Origin of the sequence: Laceyella sacchari, from assembly GCF_024927925.1 — a bacterium.
Lineage (GTDB): Bacteria > Bacillota > Bacilli > Thermoactinomycetales > Thermoactinomycetaceae > Laceyella > Laceyella sacchari.
In genome coordinates, this window is record NZ_CP103866.1 from 450,578 (window position 1) to 467,511 (window position 16,934).

A 16,934-nucleotide genomic window follows, 5' to 3' on the forward strand; every position below is an offset into this window, starting at 1 on the left:
AAAGAACCTGGTGAGAGACAACAAGGCTCGTTGAACGCTAACTCAGCGCTCAACGAGCCTTGTTTGCATATGCGGCTCATTCGGCCGCGAAGGGACAACGGACATTATTTTGAGTAGGGCATATCAGGCAAATCAAGTAGGTGGGTAGGCTCCCTTTCCATAAATAAGGCTATGCTTGACCCAACTTCGTCAAGTAGCGGGTCATCACATCCACGGCCACGCTGATGGCCTCCTCTTGCGGTTCGATTTTTGGATGGTGTAGCCCGTAGGGCGTGTCCACCCCAAGCCAGAACATAAAGCCGGGAATTTCCCGCAGAAAATAGCCGAAGTCTTCGCCTGTCATCGCTTCCCGGCAGGTGATCAAGTTGTAGGGGGTCTCGGCTTCGACCCAATCCATGAAAGCACGGGTCAAGGCTTCATCATTATCTACTTGGCAGTAATTGGCGCCCCAGTCGATGGAAGCTTGGCAAGCAAATCCTTGTTCGATGCCTTGCACCAGTTGTTCGATGCGTGTTTTTACCCTGTGCATCGTATCTATCGACAGTGTGCGGATGGTCCCTTCGAGGCGGGCTTCTCCTGCGATGATGTTTTGTTTGGTGCCGACGGACATTTTGCCGATGGTGATGATGGCCGAGTCGATCGGGTCTACATTGCGCGAGACGATCGTCTGCAACTGCATCACCAACTGCGAGGCGGCAATTGCCATGTCATTGGCAAGATGCGGACGGGCTGCATGTCCGCTGGTACCGGTGAGATCGATGAAGCATTCGGAGGTGTTGGCAAACAAGATGCCCGGTTTGGTGGCGATGGTGCCCACCGGATACTCTGGGGCGATGTGTAGAGCGAAGATCATGTCCGGTTTCCATTCCTTGAATGGTTCGCTATTTAACATCGGCTGCGCGCCACCTGGCCCCTCTTCTGCCGGCTGGAACAGGAAGAGCAGATCATCGCGCAACGGCTGATGTGCAAAGTGGCTGATCAAGCCGAGGGCGATGGTCATATGGATATCGTGTCCACATGCATGCATATAGCCCTCATGCCGGGAGCGGAACGGATAAGTGGTTTGCTCGGTGATCGGCAATCCATCCATATCGGCACGGTAAGCGATGCATTTTTGGGGTTGGGTTCCGGGGATTTTGACCAAAATGCCTGTTTTCCATGTTTTGATTTGCAATCGGTTCGGTAAGGTGCGCAGGTAATCTAAGAGAAATTGTTGCGTTTTCCACTCTTGAAAGCCAGGTTCGGGAATCTGATGCAATTCGCGGCGCACCTGGATAAGTGTTTCTAATTGTGACCGGGACATCAGTTTACCTCCCAGGCAGGTTCCATCTGCGTGATTAAGCGTTCCAATGTTTCTATGAAAAAGGTGACTTCCGCGCGAGTTAGGGTAAGCGGGGGTAACAGGCGCACAACGGTTTTGGCCGTCACATTAACCAATATTCCCGCCTCCAGCAATTCGCTTTGCAAGCGTTTCACGTGCTCGGCGGATAGATGCGTGCGTATCCCTAGCATCATTCCTTGTCCATCCACGCCTTTGAAAACACGGGGATGTGCTTGTTGCAACCGATGAAGCTCTTCCCAAAGAGCATCAGCCACCTGGCGCCCTTGTTCCAGCAAGCCGTCTTCCAGCAAGACATCTAGTACTGCATTGCCCAAAGCGGCGCTCAATGGGGAGGGAGCAAACGTCGTTCCGTGATCTCCGGGTTGAAACAAGTCCGCTACATGCGCGCTAGCGATCAAGCCTCCCAGCGGCAACCCGCCGCCAATTCCCTTGGCGAAGAGGATGACATCAGGAGAGAGAGCGAAGTGCTGGTAGGCAAACAGTTTGCCGGTGCGGCCGATGCCAGTTTGGATCTCATCGACCAAGAATAACATTTGTTCCTCTTTGCACAACTGCTCGATCGTTTCCAAATATGCGCGCTCTAAAGACACGACCCCACCTGCACCCAGGATCGGTTCTACCAGAATAGCAGCTGGACGATGTGTGCGGCAAACTTCCATCAACGAATCAATCTGGTTGGGTTCTACTTCAAAGACGGGGAAGTCCGGTTGCGGGAAGTCTTGGTAGACCCCGGGTTGCCGGGTGAGCCGCAATGCGCCCAATGTACGGCCGTGGAAACTGTTTTTCAAGACGACAATGCCTTGGCGTCCATGTTGTTCGCGCTGAATCCATTTGTGAACCAGTTTGACGGCAGCTTCTGTCGCTTCGGCCCCAGAATTGGAGAAATAGACCTTGCCTTGGCCGAACGTATGCTTTACCAAACGCTCAGCGAGCCGGATTGCCGGGGGATTTAAAAAAAGGTTGGAGATGTGGAGGAAGCGTCGCCCCTGTTCTTCTAGCGCTTCCAAGATTCGGGGGTGGGAATGGCCAAGGGTGTTGACCGCCAGCCCCGTGAACAGATCTAAATAGCGTTTCCCCTCCGTGTCGTAGAGATAATTTCCTTCGGCTTTGCCGATGGCAATGGGATAACGCGAAACGGTGGACATGATGTAAGCTTGGTCCAGCTGTTGCCATGTTTGCATGGTGGTTCACTCCCTAAGAAGGCCAGATAGTAAAAGGAGGCCCCGAAGGGCCTGTGGAGAAGGGTTTAGAGATCGCGCAAGGCTTGGATGATTTCCGTTTTGGAACGGGTTTTGTCATCGATCTCTTTGATGACGCGAGCCGGCGTGCCGGCAACAACCACATTGGGCGGTACATCTTTGGTAACAACCGCTCCAGCGGCTACAACAGAGCCTTTACCGATGCGCACGCCTTCCAGTACAACCGCGTTAGCACCGATCACAACATCATCTTCCACGATAACTGGAGTCGCGGATGGCGGTTCAATCACGCCAGCAATGACCGCACCGGCACCGATGTGGCAGTTTTTGCCGATGGTGCCGCGGCCGCCGATGATCGCGTTCATGTCGATCATGGTGCCTTCACCGATCACAGAACCGATGTTGATGACAGCACCCATCATAATGACCGCATTTGGTCCGATTTCCACTTGGTCGCGGATAATTGCGCCTGGTTCAATCCGCGCCGGAATGTTTTTCATGTCTAAGAGCGGAATCGCCGAATTGCGACGGTCATGCTCTACGACATAGTCTTCGATGTGCTCTTTGTTAGCGGTCAACACCGGTTCAAGGTCTTTCCAGTCTCCAAAGACAACGCCCACTTGCCCGGTGATGAATGTTTGGACATTTGGCCCGAAGTCGATGCGATCCAATTGACCTTTGATATGTATCTTAACCGGCGTTTTCTTTTCGCTTTTTTGAATGAACTCGATGATTTGGTGAGCGTTCATTTCTTTCATGTACAGGCATCCTTTCTGTGGGAAGGTACAAGTTCACTGAAAGTATATCACAACCACTTTTGCAGAGTGAAGGGCTTGTAGATAAACACCTTTAGCTGACGGGAATATACAAACATAAAAAAGAGGGACTGCACGAGTCCTCTTTTTCTTCGGTATTCACATGGGTTTGTACACATTTTTCTTTATAACTTTGACGTTATCAATTCGTAATAACATCATCAGAGAAAGTTTAACGCATCATTTATCTTAAAATGTATATGATTCGCCGTCATCTGGAACTAAAACATGAGAGGAGATGCCTTTTTCATGAAGAAATGTTTTCAATTCTTCTCTGGATAATGTCCAATGGTTGACAGCTTCCATATGGACAACAACAATTTTGGCATCAGGAGCAGCCATATGCACTTCATAAATGTCCTCTTTCCCCATAACGAGAGAGCCGCCTGCAAAGAATTGATTATTGCCGCCATTTACCACAATGATTTCCGGTTTGTGTATATCGATCACTTCTTGGATCGCTTTATACCATACAGTATCTCCAGCTACATATAAAGTTTTTTCACTCGGGTGCTTGAAGACAACACCACAAACTTGACCCATACGTTTTAATATTTCTCCTCTTCCGTGTTGCCCCTTCGTTTTGATCAACCGGATCCCACTAAAGACTGTATTTTCTTGTAGTACTTCTACATGTTGAAAACCAGCTTTTCGTACTGCTTGTGCATCTTCTTCATTTTGGACAAACATTTTTATATCTTTGGGTAATTCTTTTTGAGCAGCCTCATCAAAGTGGTCTAAATGCAAATGCGTCACAATCACAGCATCTACATGAATTATCTCATCCAGTGATACAGGCAGGCTGACTAAAGGATTATATTGGTCCTGTCTTAATGAATTGGGGAATGGAGGATAAGTCCCTCACTCTGCTAACATTGGATCAATTAAAAATTTTTTTCCTGCGTAATGAACAATGATTGTAGCATTGCGAATTTGTTGTATGTGCATATTGATAACTCCTTTGTGTTTTCATTCGTGTTTCCTTTCGGTGTTTAGTTTATAATTTGGGCAATATTTAAATACATAAAAAAAATCAAGTGTTTTGACCATTTGACTCGAATTTTGAAAGGAGTTCATTTCTTGTTGGATAAAACTGACATGCAAATAATAGAAGAACTATCTAAAAACAGTCGGATTACGATGAAGGAATTGGGGGAGAAAGTTCACTTGACTGGACAAGCAACTGCGTCTAGGGTTGCTAAATTAGAGGACAATGGTGTAATTGAGGGTTATACCATTAAATTAAATCATGCGAAAATAGGGTGTTTTATACACGCTTTCATCAATATCTATATAAAAGATACACACCATCAGCCATATCTCTTATTTATCCAAAGCCAGGAGAAATACATCATAAATAACTATAAAATCAGTTGAGATAGTTGTTATCTTCTAGAATGCAGATTTCCGACCAATGAAGTATTAGACAAGTTTTTGTTACAGTTAAACAAGTATGCAAACTATAAATTATCAATGGTGATTAGTAAGCAGTAAGTGAGGAATCTTAAGCTCTGCTTCTATTCAAGGTATAACAGCATGGTGACTGATTCGTTCAACAAGTAAAGGAATAGGGTTTGATAGGAGAAAGAAAACCCCCATCAAGGGGGTTATTAAATGTACGGCAAACTCTTGTAAGCCACGCCATCCCCATCTGATTTATAAGGGGCATTAGGCGCGAAAAGATCAAAGAAGGCTTGTGCTTCCTTTTGTTTGTTAAAATTTACAGTCAAATCGTTCAGCCGATGTTGTTGCTATGGGCTGAAGATGAGACCAGGTTTCGCAGTACAGACAAAGGTTATGCCAAAGGCGGAGTGGGCCAACCCGGTTCTTGGCTTTCAAAACCGGGAGCCGGCCAGCCGGGCTCTTGGCTAGCGGTTGTGATATTCTCTACCTGGCTAGTTAGCCCCCATACGGTAGAGGTAGTAATCCCGAGGACGACCATAGCAGTTGACAGATATTTAATCTTTAAAATCATGCTCTTCTACCTCCATCCTAGTAAAGTCTCTCTTTACATTATACATATTTCGCATGCAATTCTGAAATTCCTGCTCGTCCACGCCATCGTAACATTTGGCCAGATTAAACCATGCTTTGTACTCTTTCTCTTTATATCCATGTTTTTGGGTTAAATCCAATGCTTTTTTATAGTATGCGATCGCATCCTCCACGTTGCCGGCGGTGTACGAGAGCTCGCCAATGGTGAGAAGGCTGGTGCTCAAATGCTTGGAGTCGTTATACTTTTCCGCTTGCTGGATCGCTTTTAGCAAGGCATTTCGGGCATCTTCCATTCTGTTCTGCTTCATGTACAAAGTGCCTAAGCGGTTGTATACTTTGGTGATGCGCTGTTCTTCCTTGTGCTTCTCTTCAACTTTCAGCGCCATTTTGAAGGAGGTTTCAGCCATGGACCAGTCTTTGGTCGCCGTGTAGGCGCTTCCTAAAACGATCCAGAGGTCGCACATGCTGTCGTACAATTTGTTACGTCTTGCAATTTCAATGCCTTCTTCGGCATATTCGATTGACTCCTGATATAAGCCGATTAATCTCGAAAATTCTGCACGCAACCAGTAGAAACCAAGCAAAGTTGCGGCATCTGCAATATTCGGAATTTGGCTCCAGATCTCTTGAACCAGACGCATACCTTCGGTGATCCGACCCAACCGATGCAAATAGATGCCTTTGTTTCTGTAGAGCAGGATTTTGATGTGCTGATTGGTTCCGTTTTCCAAAAACGCTTCCAGCCCGTTGTCAGTGAAAGAGAGGGCTTGTTCCATCTGGTTCTGGTAGTAGCTGCTGAGGCTTAACAGCAAGTAGCTGGCTGCTTCCATATTTTGCTCTTTGTAAGCGTTTTGTTGGGAGAGGCGCAGGGCATTGTACAGTGCACGTTCTGCTTGTTTCCATTTTTTCTTTGACATATAGCATTTGCCTTTTAAATAATAGGCGTGGGCGATGTATGGATGCGATTCATCCAACACCAACTCTTCCAACTGCTGGAGTGCTTCATCGACCAGACCGATCTGCCGTAGCGTAGCAACCGTGAGCATCTTAAATTTTACTTTTTTTAACTCGGATTGCTCTTTCACCAGCATTTCTGGAAGTTTATGCATCGGCAGATCTAATTTTTCCAATAAATATGAAATTTTTTCGGGACTGACGTGGGCGACGCCGCGTTCGATGTTACTGACCGTGGCGGGGGATATGTTCTCGTCAGCCAAATCCTCCAGTCTTAGTCCACGCTCTTTTCTGACCTTGCGAATCACTTCCCCAATCTCATGCAATGCTAATGTTTTCATGCCGATCACCTCACAAGTAGTGGATTATTATTATATTACACCTTATTAAAAAAATTGGGAACTATTATATTTAAATTTTCTTAAATATAAAAGAAGAATGGAGGGTTATGTAGACGAAGGGTTGTTAATTATGTATAAAAAAGGATACATTAATTATTGACATCCATGTTTTTGCGCCCTGAGGAGGAACAATGAAACTAACTCCTGTGCTGAAAGAATTAAAAAAAAGAATCGTAGAAGAGCACGTTTTTGATATGTCCGCGCAACTCGCTTATTATATCTTGATGTCCATTTTTCCTTTTTTGTTGCTTGCTGTTACGGTGTTAGGCTTTCTGCCTTTCACCAGTTCCGATATTCTGGCCATGATCCAGCCTTACGCCCCGCCTTCTACTTATGAATTGTTGGAATCCAATCTGGCGGTGATTTTGGACGAGCAACGCGAAGGAGTGTTATCGCTTAGCTTGATCATCACCATCTATCTGGCCTCGGTTGTTTTTCAATCCATTATTCGCATCATGGACAATGCCTATCGTGTCCATAAAGAAAGGCCGTTTTGGATGCAGGTCTTGCTGGGAATATTCTTGATGTTCGGTTTGCTTGGGGCGCTGGTGATTTCGCTGATGTTGCCCATTTTCGGCAAAGTGTTGGGACAATATGCATTTCGGATGTTTGGTTTGACAGCATGGTTTTATGAAGTATGGACGTGGATTCGCTGGGTATTGAGTAGCCTGGTTATTTTTATGGTGTTTTTGTGTTTGTATAAATTTACTCCCAACACCCATGTTACCTTTGGGCAAGCGCTACCAGGAGCCCTCTTTGCGATGGCGGGGTGGCAAGCCAGTTCACTGGCGTTTTCATTTTATGTTTCCCTCAACAATTACTCCTTGGTGTATGGGAATTTGGGGGGAATTATCGTATTGGTAGGATGGTTTTACCTCTCTTCTATGGTATTAATATTGGGAGGGCTGTTAAATGCGGCCATATGTAAAACGAAAGAGCAGATAGAAAGTTAGGTGAGGAGATGCCGCAGTCGAAGCTGTTTCGGTTAGGATACGGAATGATCATGGTGTTGCTGATCATATTGCTGGCAAACAAGGTCAAGTTCATTTTCCAGCCGTTGGTCATTTTGGTGCAAACACTGTTTTTTCCGTTCCTTGTGTCGGGTGTGTTGTTTTACCTATTTCGCCCGGTAGTGCGGTTTTTGGAAAAGCGGGGTATTCCGCGGGGATTGGGTATTTTGCTGATTTATCTAGTGATGCTGGGGTTGTTGGTGCTCGTCGGCTTCCTGATCGGTCCGTTGCTCAAAGAGCAATTTAACCGCTTGTTGGCCAATTTTCCGCAAATGATCGACTCCGTACAGACACAACTAATCAATTGGAGCCATCATCCCTGGGTGGCCAGTTATATCGACTGGAATCAAGTGGCGACGGCGGCGTCCAATTATTTGCGGAGCAGCATCTCCACGATTGGGACGAACATTGCCAACTTTTTTTCAGTGATCACCAATATTATTCTCGTATTTGTGACCGTCCCGTTTATCCTGTATTACATGTTGAAGGAAGGAGAACGGTTTCCCCCTTACCTTTTGCGGTTATTGCCTGAGAAAGAGCGGCAACAGGGGCTCCGCATTCTCGGGGATATGGATTTTGCGCTCAGTTCGTACATTAAAGGCCAAGTGCTGGTCAGCCTGTTAGTGGGCGTGCTGGTGTATATCGGCTATTTGATTATTGGTTTAGATTATTCGCTGATCTTGGCGCTGGTAACTATGTTTACCAATGTGATCCCACTTGTCGGTCCGTTTATCGGGACGATCCCGGCAGTGATCGTGGCCCTTATTGATTCACCGATGATGGTGGTCTGGGTGTTGGTGGTGGCCTTTGTAGCCCAGCAATTGGAGGGGAACTTGGTTTCCCCGTATGTGATGGGTAAAAGTTTGGATGTCCATCCTTTAACCATCATTTTGTTATTGCTCGTGGCCGGTAGCCTAGGCGGATTTTTGGGATTGTTGTTAGCGGTGCCGACCTATGCGGTGTTGAAAGTTGTGGTCAGCCACCTGTACCGGCTGGTGCGGTTACGTGCGATGAGCAAGCAAGAAGAGTCTTAAACGACAACCTCCCGTGGTGCATAGCGGGGGGTTTTTACGCCCTTATGATGGGAAGCGGTGCAGGAAAAATGTTAAATAATAAATCACAATTTTCAGTTTGATTGCAGATATTTTTGTGGAAGAAAGGGAATGAAACAAGATAGGGGCTGGGGGGATGCAATGTTTCATTGTTGCTGTCGAATTGATATTTAATTAAAAACAGGAATATAGGAGGAATCTGTTTATTCATAGCCAATACTTTCACCAGTAAATTTAATAAATTATTAGGACAATTGATAAGATGGAGGGATAATGATGAAAGATTGGGATCCGATGGATTTAGAATGGAATCATGGGGAATTGGATGGGGAAACCAGAGAGGTAGAGATTGATACGGATGAGGATGGCATTAACATTGAGCTTGATTTTTAAACAAAGCTGGAGAGCCGGGTTTCTGGCTGCTGACAAGCCTAAATGGGTGCGAAAGGTGACTCAAGAGCTTTACCGACCGAACGTTCAATAATGAAAAGCACGCAATGTTGTTCGCTCCCCTTCCGCAACCAAGCCAGCTGGGTGAGCCCCGGCTTCTTTTTTTAATCAATTGGCCAGTTAAATCATCATCTTGAGCGACGGGGTACAGCTGCCGTTTTGCATGTAGTGGACGCATCACATGGAGTCTCGTGATGAAGGGGGGTGTTCGGTTCCTTCCCTCCATAATTTCTTTCCCAAGCGTTTGCTGAGCGGGCCGTAATCTTTCAAATTGGAGGTGTAAATCCACTGGTCGGCAGGAACTTCTGCGCAAATGATCGCATCGCCCACACTCCAACAATTACGTCCGTATTTGCTTTTTTGCCCAGATAGCATGCCGGTGAGATTGTTCACGTTGATAATGCGCTCAGCTTCGGCGATTTGCGTCAGCGAGGCCAATTCTTCTCGGCATTTGGCGTAAAATGCTTCAATGCCGCAGGAGGGTTGCGGTTGTTGGCGGCAACCAAGATCCAGCATCCACCGTTTCCCTTCTTTGACGGGTGTGGCATGAGCCCGAATGCATCGGCATTCGTCGATCACTTCATCAATGCCGTCGATAAATAGAATTTCAAATTCATCTTCAATCAGGATGTCCAGGCGCTCTAGCAATTCTTCTTTGTCATATCCCACCTTTTTGGCTAAATAGGCGAACACTTTTAACACACGGTCAAATTGCCGTGTACTGAAGCATCGCTGTCCGAGCCGAGCCAGTGCGTCTTCTACTGTCTCTTCCTCTAGCAAGAGAGTATGAAGGGTGATGCTGTTTTTCAAAAAGCTGTTTTTCAATTCGCCGATGACATAATTGGAGGTAGTGAGTGATTTGCCGTTGAGTTGCTGCCGAATTTGCCGTTGGCGCTCGGTGTCGGCTAAATACCGGTCTGCCAAAATGGTGGTGTCCAAAAAAAGTGTTTTCATTCACCGTCATCCCCCATAATCCAATTGAGACCGTGGTGACGCAACCACTGATCCACGCGTCGAAACGTTTGCTTGTTGCAGTTTCCGTTTACCAGCGCGTCGATGGAGCGGGACAGAACGTCGAGATGTTCGGCAGTCAACCGTTCCGCCTTGGTTTTGTGAATGGCGTCGTGAATGATGAGGCAGATGCGCCGCTCGTATTTGTGCAAATCAGGGTGGAGTTCGTTTTTGAGCTGATGAAGGAGGTCTTTGATAATGCCTAGCGTCTGGACGCGATCATGCATGTCATCGAAACGCTCTTCCAGAAGGGTGAAATATTTGCGGAGCTTGCTAAAGGCGTCCGCATGCATGAAGCGCCACAGTGAGTTGGCGTTCTGTCTGGCCGGGGACTGGGGAAACAACGCTTGCCGACGGAGGGTGAGCAGATCTTTGGATAGCGCCCGCTCTTCCTCTAGCCCGGGATACAGACCCAGACCCTGTTTGACGGCGGAATGATGAAGAAACCTGAGCAAAGCGGTGATTTGTTTTTCTTCGCTGGTGCGCGTTTTATCTCTTCGGTAGGGGAAGTGGCCATCGCGCTTATTCACGTGACATCACCTTTTTCATTTTTGTCAACTCCATCAGCAGATAGTCGATGTCATCAGGGGTCAAAGTTAATGTCACTTCATCTTTATGAGGTTCGTTGTCCAAAATATAGCGTAGCCAAGGCTGTTTTCGTGAGGGATTGGACGGTGATGCGATTTCCATTTTTAATTGGGCATAACGGAGCGGTTCCAGCCTGCCTTGTTGGTTGTCGAATGTCTTTTGATTGATTTCCCAGCTGCATCCGCTTAGTAATTTGGTTTTGGCTGTTTGTTTGATTTTGAGGGATTGCGACAATTGTGGATGGTAGAAGAGCTTTTCGATCGTTTTCAGTTTCTCCTGTACTTCGCGGCTTAATTGCTCGCCTTCTGCTAATGGAATACCTTCCTCTTCGTAATATTTTAACTCCATGTCGATCAGGAGTTCCTCGTCTTGATTCAGGATGGCTAGCAAATAACGTGGAATTTCTTCAAGGCATTGGTAGAATGTTTGTTCCTCCAGCTGGTGCTTGTGGATCAGCGACTGAACGGCGGACGGGTCAAACCGCAATTCCAACCGCTCAGGATGAACAAGGTGCAGGATCACCTGCTTCTCACGCCACAGTGCTTTGATGTGTGCGCAATACTCTTCGTAACATTTCAAACCTGCTCGTCCTTTCTCGCATGAATTGCAATGTTTAGGTATTCGCGACAGGGAGGCCTTTCCCCTGTTGCAGGAGGGGGAAAGGCGAGTTGGACCGGTATCGTCTCTTAGCGCTTGTGACCGCTTAGCGGGAAGGCAATGTCAATTGATAAAAGTGAACATCATGCCATTTGCCAAACTTATAACCCACTTCGCGCAGGATTCCCACTTCTCTGAATCCAAATTGCTCATGCAACCGAAAACTGCCTTCGTTGCCCCCGGTGATGCCGGCGATGATGACATGGTGGCCAATTTCCTGTGCCCGTGCAATGATGGATCGCATCAGCTGTTTGCCAAGTCCGCGGCCTTGCGCCTCAGGATGGACGTAGATGGAGAGTTCCACTGTATGGCGGTAAGCCGGTTTGGTGCGGTATGGCAAGAGTCCGCTGTACCCGAGGACGGTTCCATCTTCTTCGGCGACGATCAGCGGATGGACTTCAGGGGAGTGGCTGGCAAACCATGCTTTGTGTTCGGCCACAGTCTGTGCTTCCAAATCGAAGGTGGCAGTCGTCTCCACGACGGCGTAATTGTAAATGTCAACGAGTGCTGGCAAATCGGCAAGCGTGGCTGGGCGGATCACAATCATCTTTTCACACTCCTTCAAGCAAGGATTCATTTCATTATGGAATTATGCGCCCATGAGATCAAGACAAAAAAACTGCCGCTTCCCCAGGAGGCGGCAGTGTTTGGTTAAGAAAGCCGGGACATACATTATTCTTCTGCTTTGATGGAATCGTAGATGCGGTTAAGCAACTGCTGCTTGGTGTCCCACAATTTTCGAGACAAGCTGACAGGATATACTTCTGGGTTCAGAATGCGCAAATACTCTTCCCAGAACAAGGAGAGTTGTTGCTGGTGGTGTTTGCGGATTTCCGATAGGGGAGGCAGTTGATAAACGCGCTTCCCGTTTTGGAAGATCGGCTGCAATAGTGGCATTGCTTGGTAATGCTTCACTTTCTTCCGTCTGAATGGATGTTCAGGGTCGAACAAATGAAGTGGTTTGCTTTCATCGATTGTTTCTTCGACGGCCGTAATCAGATCGCCTCTCGCTTTGCCCGATTTGCGGTCGATGATGCGGTAGACGTTCTTGCGGCACGGCGTGGTGATTTTCGCCGGATTGGACGAAATTTTGATCGTGGGTGCCCATTCCCCATCTTCCAGGCGGGCCACCATTTTATAGACAGCCCCTAATGCCGGTTGGTCAAACGCGGTAATCAATTTGGTGCCGACACCCCAAGCGTCGATCTTGGCTCCCTGCGACTTCAGGTTGAGGATCGTAAACTCATCCAAATCGCTGGAAGCAGTGATTTTGGTATCGGTGAGTCCTGCTTCGTCTAGCATGATCCGCGCTTGTTTGGACAGATAAGCGAGGTCGCCGCTGTCCAGACGAATGCCAGCCAGCTTGTTCCCTTGCTGTTTCAGCTCTAACCCCACCTTAATCGCATGGGGCACGCCGCTTTTCAGGGTATCGTAGGTGTCGACCAACAGCGTGGTGGCTTCGGGAAAGGCGGCGGCGTATGCTCGGAATGCTTCCAGCTCAGTGGGGAAATCTTGTACCCATGCATGTGCGTGCGTGCCACTACTGGGTATGCCGAAGCGTTGGCTGGCGTACGTGTTGGATGTTGCGTCGAATCCGCCGATGTAAGCTGCCCGCGTGCCCCAAACTGCTGCATCCTTTTCTTGCGCCCGGCGCGTACCGAACTCGAGGAGCGTGTCTTGTCCAGCTACATGGCGAACCCGGGCAGCCTTGGTGGCGATCAGAGATTGGTAACCAACAAAATTCAAGAGGGCTGTTTCGATCAGTTGCAGTTCCATGATATTGCCCTCTACCCGGATTAAGGGCTCACCCGGAAACGCGAGTGTTCCTTCGGGCATCGCATGGAGCGTGCCGGTAAAGCGAAAAGAGCGAAGCAAATCAAGAAATTCAGGTTCAAATGCCATCTCTCGCTCAAGAAAACGGATGTCCTCCTCTTGAAAACGAAGGCCTTCCAAGTATTGAACCACCCTTTCCAGGCCGGCAAACACGACATAACCGTTGCCGAAAGGGAGTTTGCGGAAGTACAAGTCAAAAGCCCGCCGGTTTTGGTGCGTCCCGTTTTTGTAGTGAGCGTACATCATCGTCAGCTGGTATTTGTCAGTATGTAATGCGGAAATGGATAAAGACATGATTAATCTTCTCCCTATGGTGTGCTATTCGATAATTTCAAACATGATGGGAAGGATGTTTTTTTCTTGTATATAGTAAGCGCAAAGTTGGAATTCTTTATCCTTGAGCGACATAATCCACAAGCTTTTGTCGTGGAAATGCCAACCGGTCAGATCGCGGGCTGAAGGATAGGCTTGGGAAACGGGATGAGAATGAATGACACCGAGCCAGTCCAACTGGAGTTGGCGCATCTGCTTGATGTTATCCCTGTAAGACCTTGGCTCCAACTCCCAAGAGCAAGTACGATGATTCTGGCTTTGAATCGGGAAAAAATGGGTGATCGTAAAGTCGCGCCCGGCCAAAAAGCCGTATCCTTCATACGGATACTGCTCTAGGCAATACGCGTTGATTCCATGGATCACATGACGGCGAATTGAATAATAGGGCGGCTTCATCTCCAGCCCTCCTCGCAGGATGGGTAACAATCAAACAAATGATCTTTCATTATTGTATCGTGTGGGTAACACGGAAGTCTATGACAAATGGCAAACACTGGATCATTTTAACAAATAGCGGTGATAGAAGTCGAAGCGTCGGACACCGCAGCTGGGGAGGGATGTTCCCGATTTGCCTTGCAAGCTTCTCAGCGGAGCAAAGCGGTGTCGAAGCAGATCCATGATTCGCGAGGTTGAATCATCCCCTGGCGCGCGTCAGACGGTTTCCTCCAAGATGGCCACGACACGGCTCCAACCGGCGCTGGCGTTTTGGATGTTGATTGGGAATGCCGCTACTTTGAAACCATGGGGCACCGGGATCTTGTCCAAGTTGCACAATTTCTCGATTTGGCAATATTCCTTCTTCCGGCCGACCAAGTGGGCCTCCCAAAATTGTGTTTTCCCTTGCTTGGCTTCTTGCGCCATGACGTCGAAGGGGCGATCCAACCCCCAAGCATCGATGCCTATCAACCGCACACCTTGATCAATCAGCCATTCAGTTGAAGAAGCCAGCAGGCCCGGGTGGATGAGATCATAGTGCGCTTCGTTGTACTTTTTTGATGTGTCGGTGCGGATGAGGACGATGTCGTAAGGTTTCAACTCATAACGGATGCGGGTGAGTTCCGTTTGGATATCGTCGATGGTGATGCCTTCTCCTTTGCCTTTGTGGGTCATGTTCAGCACCACCCCGTCCCCGTAGCACCAGCGCAGGGGTACTTGATCGATCGTTTTGGCCGGCTGACCGCCGACAGTCGGTCCATAATGATATGGGGCGTCCACATGTGTCCCGGCATGGGTGGACAACTTCACTTCTTCTACCGCCCATGCTTTACCTTCCGGCCAATGCGATTCATTCAGGCCTAACAGGTGATTGGAGACGCTGATGCCATGTTGATGATCAAAGTATTGAATGTGATGGGGGTTGGGTTCAAAGGAGGACGTATCATTGCTCAAAGATTGGCTGAGATCGATCAAGGTGGTTTTCACACCGTTTTGCACATACGTTTCGATCATGGTTTCACCTGGTTTCTAGTAATGGATTGGAGGGAGGAAGAGAGGCTTTTCCCCCCTTGATATCAAGTATATTATTTCTCTGGACACTGTGTTGGTACTTTTCGCCGCTCCTTCCCTACCAACTTGATTCACCAAACACGCCCTAGTTGGATCACCTTAAATCCGAATGCATCCATAGATAGAATATAGTTGTTTATCACTTTTATCTTCGTCGTGTTGCCAGATTGAGCTAGTTGGTATTCTTCTGACACCCGTATGCTATGTTGGGATTTGTTCAGGATGACATGGCTGTGGCGATCGATCTTGGCCTTAAGCAGTTTCATTGGCTCCTTTTTTTTCACACGTGTGTTGCTAATGGCCTTCTTCACTTCCTTTTCCGCGGGCGAATCCCTCGCAATCAGATCTTGCACGATCTCATAATTCCCCTTGCCAGAAGCTTCTAGTTTCCTTTGTGAGAAGGTGTTGATAAATTTCTCCAGATGAGCGTAAAAGAGTTCAGGGGAATCAAGTAAGGCATTATATCCGGGATCATCTGTGTAAGGAAAGGGATTTTGCGGCGTTAGAGGCTTGAGGATGTCGATTTTGTTCAATGCGCTAAGAGATTGAGTGTCTCCATTCCGATCAATGGCGAAGGCATAGTTGCTGAAACGTATAAGAGCATATGTTTTACCGGAGCGGATGATAAGCAAACTATGGCCGGACTGTACACCTCGGAAATGAGGAGACGTTTCTTTCATTGCCCCTTCGATGAGGATATGGCTTCCCACTTCCAAGCCTTTTTGAAATGTGGCCAATCGCACCGGGTCCTGCTTTAACTTTGCCAATTCGCTGAGCACCTTTTGGTATGCCGGCGTGTTGATGACGAGGTTTTCAGGCAGAAAACGGTCGAAAAGGTGTGATGGCTGTTTTAATTTGCTGACTTCTTTGTTTACGTCATATAATGTCGTTTTGGCCAATGTGAATGTGTTATTTGGCAGGACTTGATACCAAGCCACTTGCGGAGATTGATTTGTTTTTCCCATGATCGGGATGCCGGATTTGTATTCCATTGGGAAGTGAAGACCGGGAATCTCCATGATTCCATCTTGGTTTATGTCTTTGGGGAAAAGAGGCACATGGCTACCGAGCAGATCGGAATAAGGTTCATCCTTTGCTTGAGGGGCGTTGACCGCCCATGAAGGGGAAGGCACATCTTCCGCCAAAAACACAGGCTTTCCGTTTTTCATCGTGACAATATAGTAGGTCCATTTTTCATGCTTGTTATTTTCACAGGCCAAGAAAATTGCATGCTTGTCTGCGGTTAGCATCCCTTTGAAGAAACGTCTATTTTTGCAAAAAATATCAACAAGCAAATAGCCTTGTTCCAGAACCCACTTTTTGTTTTTGTATTTGGCTACATAGATTCGCATGGCTCCGTCTTCATCGAAGTTTGCAATGTTTTCAAAGAAACCGATCACTTCCGGTTGGTTGTCGTTGTCAAGATCGATGATTTGCACTTCTGGATACATGTATAAGTAGGTGCTGGTCAATTCCCTTAAAATCTTTTTGGCTTCCATCAGGCTTGGATTTGATTTTGTTATCCTTGAAGCAGGGAGCGGTTGTAGATCGCTCGGCTTTAGGTCATAATATTTGCCACTCTCATAGTAGATGGGATCTTTGTAAATGATTTTCCCCTGTTCTACAAGCCGCCCTTGTGTACTTGGTGCTGGCTCATTTCCCCACAGAGTGCAACCTGAAATGATTAGAAGGGAGACTGGGAGCCAGATATGCCAATGCTTCATGTTAGACCCCGCTTTCGAGAAATGATAAGATAAAACTGAAAATAATGAAAACGAATAATAAACG

Annotated in this window: 15 protein-coding genes and 2 pseudogenes; 3 read left to right on the top strand and 14 right to left on the bottom strand. The window is 47.4% G+C overall.

The features are described 5' to 3' along the window. Positions 1-169: 169 nt before the first annotated feature. The 4 genes and pseudogenes from NYR52_RS02445 to NYR52_RS02460 form a co-directional block, all read right to left on the bottom strand. Positions 170-1,303, bottom strand: a complete 1,134-nt coding sequence (locus NYR52_RS02445) for an N-acetyldiaminopimelate deacetylase (RefSeq protein ID WP_054095687.1) — start codon at positions 1,301-1,303, stop codon at positions 170-172. After that, complete coding sequence (locus NYR52_RS02450) at positions 1,303-2,523, bottom strand: aspartate aminotransferase family protein (RefSeq protein WP_022738548.1); 1,221 nt, start codon at positions 2,521-2,523, stop codon at positions 1,303-1,305. The genes NYR52_RS02445 and NYR52_RS02450 overlap by 1 nt, the downstream gene beginning before the upstream one ends. 65 nt (positions 2,524-2,588) lie before the next feature. Beyond that, positions 2,589-3,299: a 2,3,4,5-tetrahydropyridine-2,6-dicarboxylate N-acetyltransferase gene (gene dapD / locus NYR52_RS02455; protein WP_132219528.1), complete on the bottom strand. Its 711-nt coding sequence runs from the start codon at positions 3,297-3,299 to the stop codon at positions 2,589-2,591. 246 nt (positions 3,300-3,545) lie between these two features. Then, positions 3,546-4,304, bottom strand: a pseudogene (locus tag NYR52_RS02460) (MBL fold metallo-hydrolase). A gap of 132 nt (positions 4,305-4,436) precedes the next feature. Between NYR52_RS02460 and NYR52_RS02465 the strand changes: the two are divergent. Then, positions 4,437-4,850, top strand: a pseudogene (locus tag NYR52_RS02465) (Lrp/AsnC family transcriptional regulator). Between the two features lie 301 nt (positions 4,851-5,151). Here NYR52_RS02465 and NYR52_RS02470 read toward each other — a convergent pair. Continuing rightward, positions 5,152-5,331, bottom strand: coding sequence for a hypothetical protein (locus tag NYR52_RS02470; protein ID WP_022738554.1), 180 nt, complete (start codon positions 5,329-5,331; stop codon positions 5,152-5,154). Further along, positions 5,315-6,646 (bottom strand): tetratricopeptide repeat protein, encoded by a 1,332-nt coding sequence (locus NYR52_RS02475; RefSeq protein WP_022738555.1) that lies wholly within the window; start codon positions 6,644-6,646, stop codon positions 5,315-5,317. Before NYR52_RS02475 ends, NYR52_RS02470 begins: the two co-directional genes overlap by 17 nt. Positions 6,647-6,837: 191 nt before the next feature. Here NYR52_RS02475 and NYR52_RS02480 point away from each other — a divergent pair, with 191 nt between their 5' ends. Together NYR52_RS02480 and NYR52_RS02485 are read left to right on the top strand one after the other, a co-directional pair. Beyond that, positions 6,838-7,659 (top strand): YihY/virulence factor BrkB family protein, encoded by an 822-nt coding sequence (locus NYR52_RS02480; protein WP_022738557.1) that lies wholly within the window; start codon positions 6,838-6,840, stop codon positions 7,657-7,659. A gap of 8 nt (positions 7,660-7,667) precedes the next feature. Further along, positions 7,668-8,750 (top strand): AI-2E family transporter, encoded by a 1,083-nt coding sequence (locus NYR52_RS02485; RefSeq protein ID WP_022738558.1) that lies wholly within the window; start codon positions 7,668-7,670, stop codon positions 8,748-8,750. Positions 8,751-9,395: 645 nt separating this feature from the next. Here NYR52_RS02485 and NYR52_RS02490 read toward each other — a convergent pair. From NYR52_RS02490 to NYR52_RS02525, 8 genes are all read right to left on the bottom strand, one after another. Beyond that, the gene (locus NYR52_RS02490) at positions 9,396-10,172 is read right to left on the bottom strand and encodes a hypothetical protein (RefSeq protein WP_054095684.1); all 777 of its coding nucleotides are present in this window, start codon (positions 10,170-10,172) and stop codon (positions 9,396-9,398) included. After that, positions 10,169-10,759, bottom strand: coding sequence for a hypothetical protein (locus tag NYR52_RS02495; RefSeq protein ID WP_054095683.1), 591 nt, complete (start codon positions 10,757-10,759; stop codon positions 10,169-10,171). Before NYR52_RS02495 ends, NYR52_RS02490 begins: the two co-directional genes overlap by 4 nt. Further along, positions 10,752-11,396 (bottom strand): hypothetical protein, encoded by a 645-nt coding sequence (locus NYR52_RS02500; RefSeq protein ID WP_132219530.1) that lies wholly within the window; start codon positions 11,394-11,396, stop codon positions 10,752-10,754. Before NYR52_RS02500 ends, NYR52_RS02495 begins: the two co-directional genes overlap by 8 nt. 124 nt (positions 11,397-11,520) lie before the next feature. Continuing rightward, positions 11,521-12,021, bottom strand: coding sequence for a GNAT family N-acetyltransferase (locus tag NYR52_RS02505; RefSeq protein WP_132219531.1), 501 nt, complete (start codon positions 12,019-12,021; stop codon positions 11,521-11,523). A 125-nt stretch (positions 12,022-12,146) separates the two neighbouring features. Further along, on the bottom strand, positions 12,147-13,601 hold the full coding sequence (locus NYR52_RS02510; protein WP_259436202.1) for a nicotinate phosphoribosyltransferase: 1,455 nt from the start codon (positions 13,599-13,601) through the stop codon (positions 12,147-12,149). Between the two features lie 24 nt (positions 13,602-13,625). Then, the gene (locus NYR52_RS02515) at positions 13,626-14,036 is read right to left on the bottom strand and encodes a M67 family metallopeptidase (RefSeq protein ID WP_132219533.1); all 411 of its coding nucleotides are present in this window, start codon (positions 14,034-14,036) and stop codon (positions 13,626-13,628) included. A gap of 255 nt (positions 14,037-14,291) precedes the next feature. Next, on the bottom strand, positions 14,292-15,089 hold the full coding sequence (locus NYR52_RS02520) for a cyclase family protein (RefSeq protein ID WP_132219534.1): 798 nt from the start codon (positions 15,087-15,089) through the stop codon (positions 14,292-14,294). A 128-nt stretch (positions 15,090-15,217) separates the two neighbouring features. After that, on the bottom strand, positions 15,218-16,870 hold the full coding sequence (locus tag NYR52_RS02525) for a TcaA NTF2-like domain-containing protein (protein ID WP_132219535.1): 1,653 nt from the start codon (positions 16,868-16,870) through the stop codon (positions 15,218-15,220). Positions 16,871-16,934 lie beyond the last annotated feature (64 nt).

What these genes read in the sequence shown, in the direction of transcription:
- NYR52_RS02445 (WP_054095687.1), bottom strand. Translation starts at nt 1,303, where the DNA reads ATGTCCCGGTCACAATTAGAAACACTTATCCAGGTGCGCCGCGAATTG.
- NYR52_RS02450 (WP_022738548.1), bottom strand. Translation starts at nt 2,523, where the DNA reads ATGCAAACATGGCAACAGCTGGACCAAGCTTACATCATGTCCACCGTT.
- dapD (WP_132219528.1), bottom strand. Translation starts at nt 3,299, where the DNA reads ATGAAAGAAATGAACGCTCACCAAATCATCGAGTTCATTCAAAAAAGC.
- NYR52_RS02470 (WP_022738554.1), bottom strand. Translation starts at nt 5,331, where the DNA reads ATGATTTTAAAGATTAAATATCTGTCAACTGCTATGGTCGTCCTCGGG.
- NYR52_RS02475 (WP_022738555.1), bottom strand. Translation starts at nt 6,646, where the DNA reads ATGAAAACATTAGCATTGCATGAGATTGGGGAAGTGATTCGCAAGGTC.
- NYR52_RS02480 (WP_022738557.1), top strand. Translation starts at nt 6,838, where the DNA reads ATGAAACTAACTCCTGTGCTGAAAGAATTAAAAAAAAGAATCGTAGAA.
- NYR52_RS02485 (WP_022738558.1), top strand. Translation starts at nt 7,668, where the DNA reads ATGCCGCAGTCGAAGCTGTTTCGGTTAGGATACGGAATGATCATGGTG.
- NYR52_RS02490 (WP_054095684.1), bottom strand. Translation starts at nt 10,172, where the DNA reads ATGAAAACACTTTTTTTGGACACCACCATTTTGGCAGACCGGTATTTA.
- NYR52_RS02505 (WP_132219531.1), bottom strand. Translation starts at nt 12,021, where the DNA reads ATGATTGTGATCCGCCCAGCCACGCTTGCCGATTTGCCAGCACTCGTT.
- NYR52_RS02510 (WP_259436202.1), bottom strand. Translation starts at nt 13,601, where the DNA reads ATGTCTTTATCCATTTCCGCATTACATACTGACAAATACCAGCTGACG.
- NYR52_RS02515 (WP_132219533.1), bottom strand. Translation starts at nt 14,036, where the DNA reads ATGAAGCCGCCCTATTATTCAATTCGCCGTCATGTGATCCATGGAATC.
- NYR52_RS02520 (WP_132219534.1), bottom strand. Translation starts at nt 15,089, where the DNA reads ATGATCGAAACGTATGTGCAAAACGGTGTGAAAACCACCTTGATCGAT.
- NYR52_RS02525 (WP_132219535.1), bottom strand. Translation starts at nt 16,870, where the DNA reads ATGAAGCATTGGCATATCTGGCTCCCAGTCTCCCTTCTAATCATTTCA.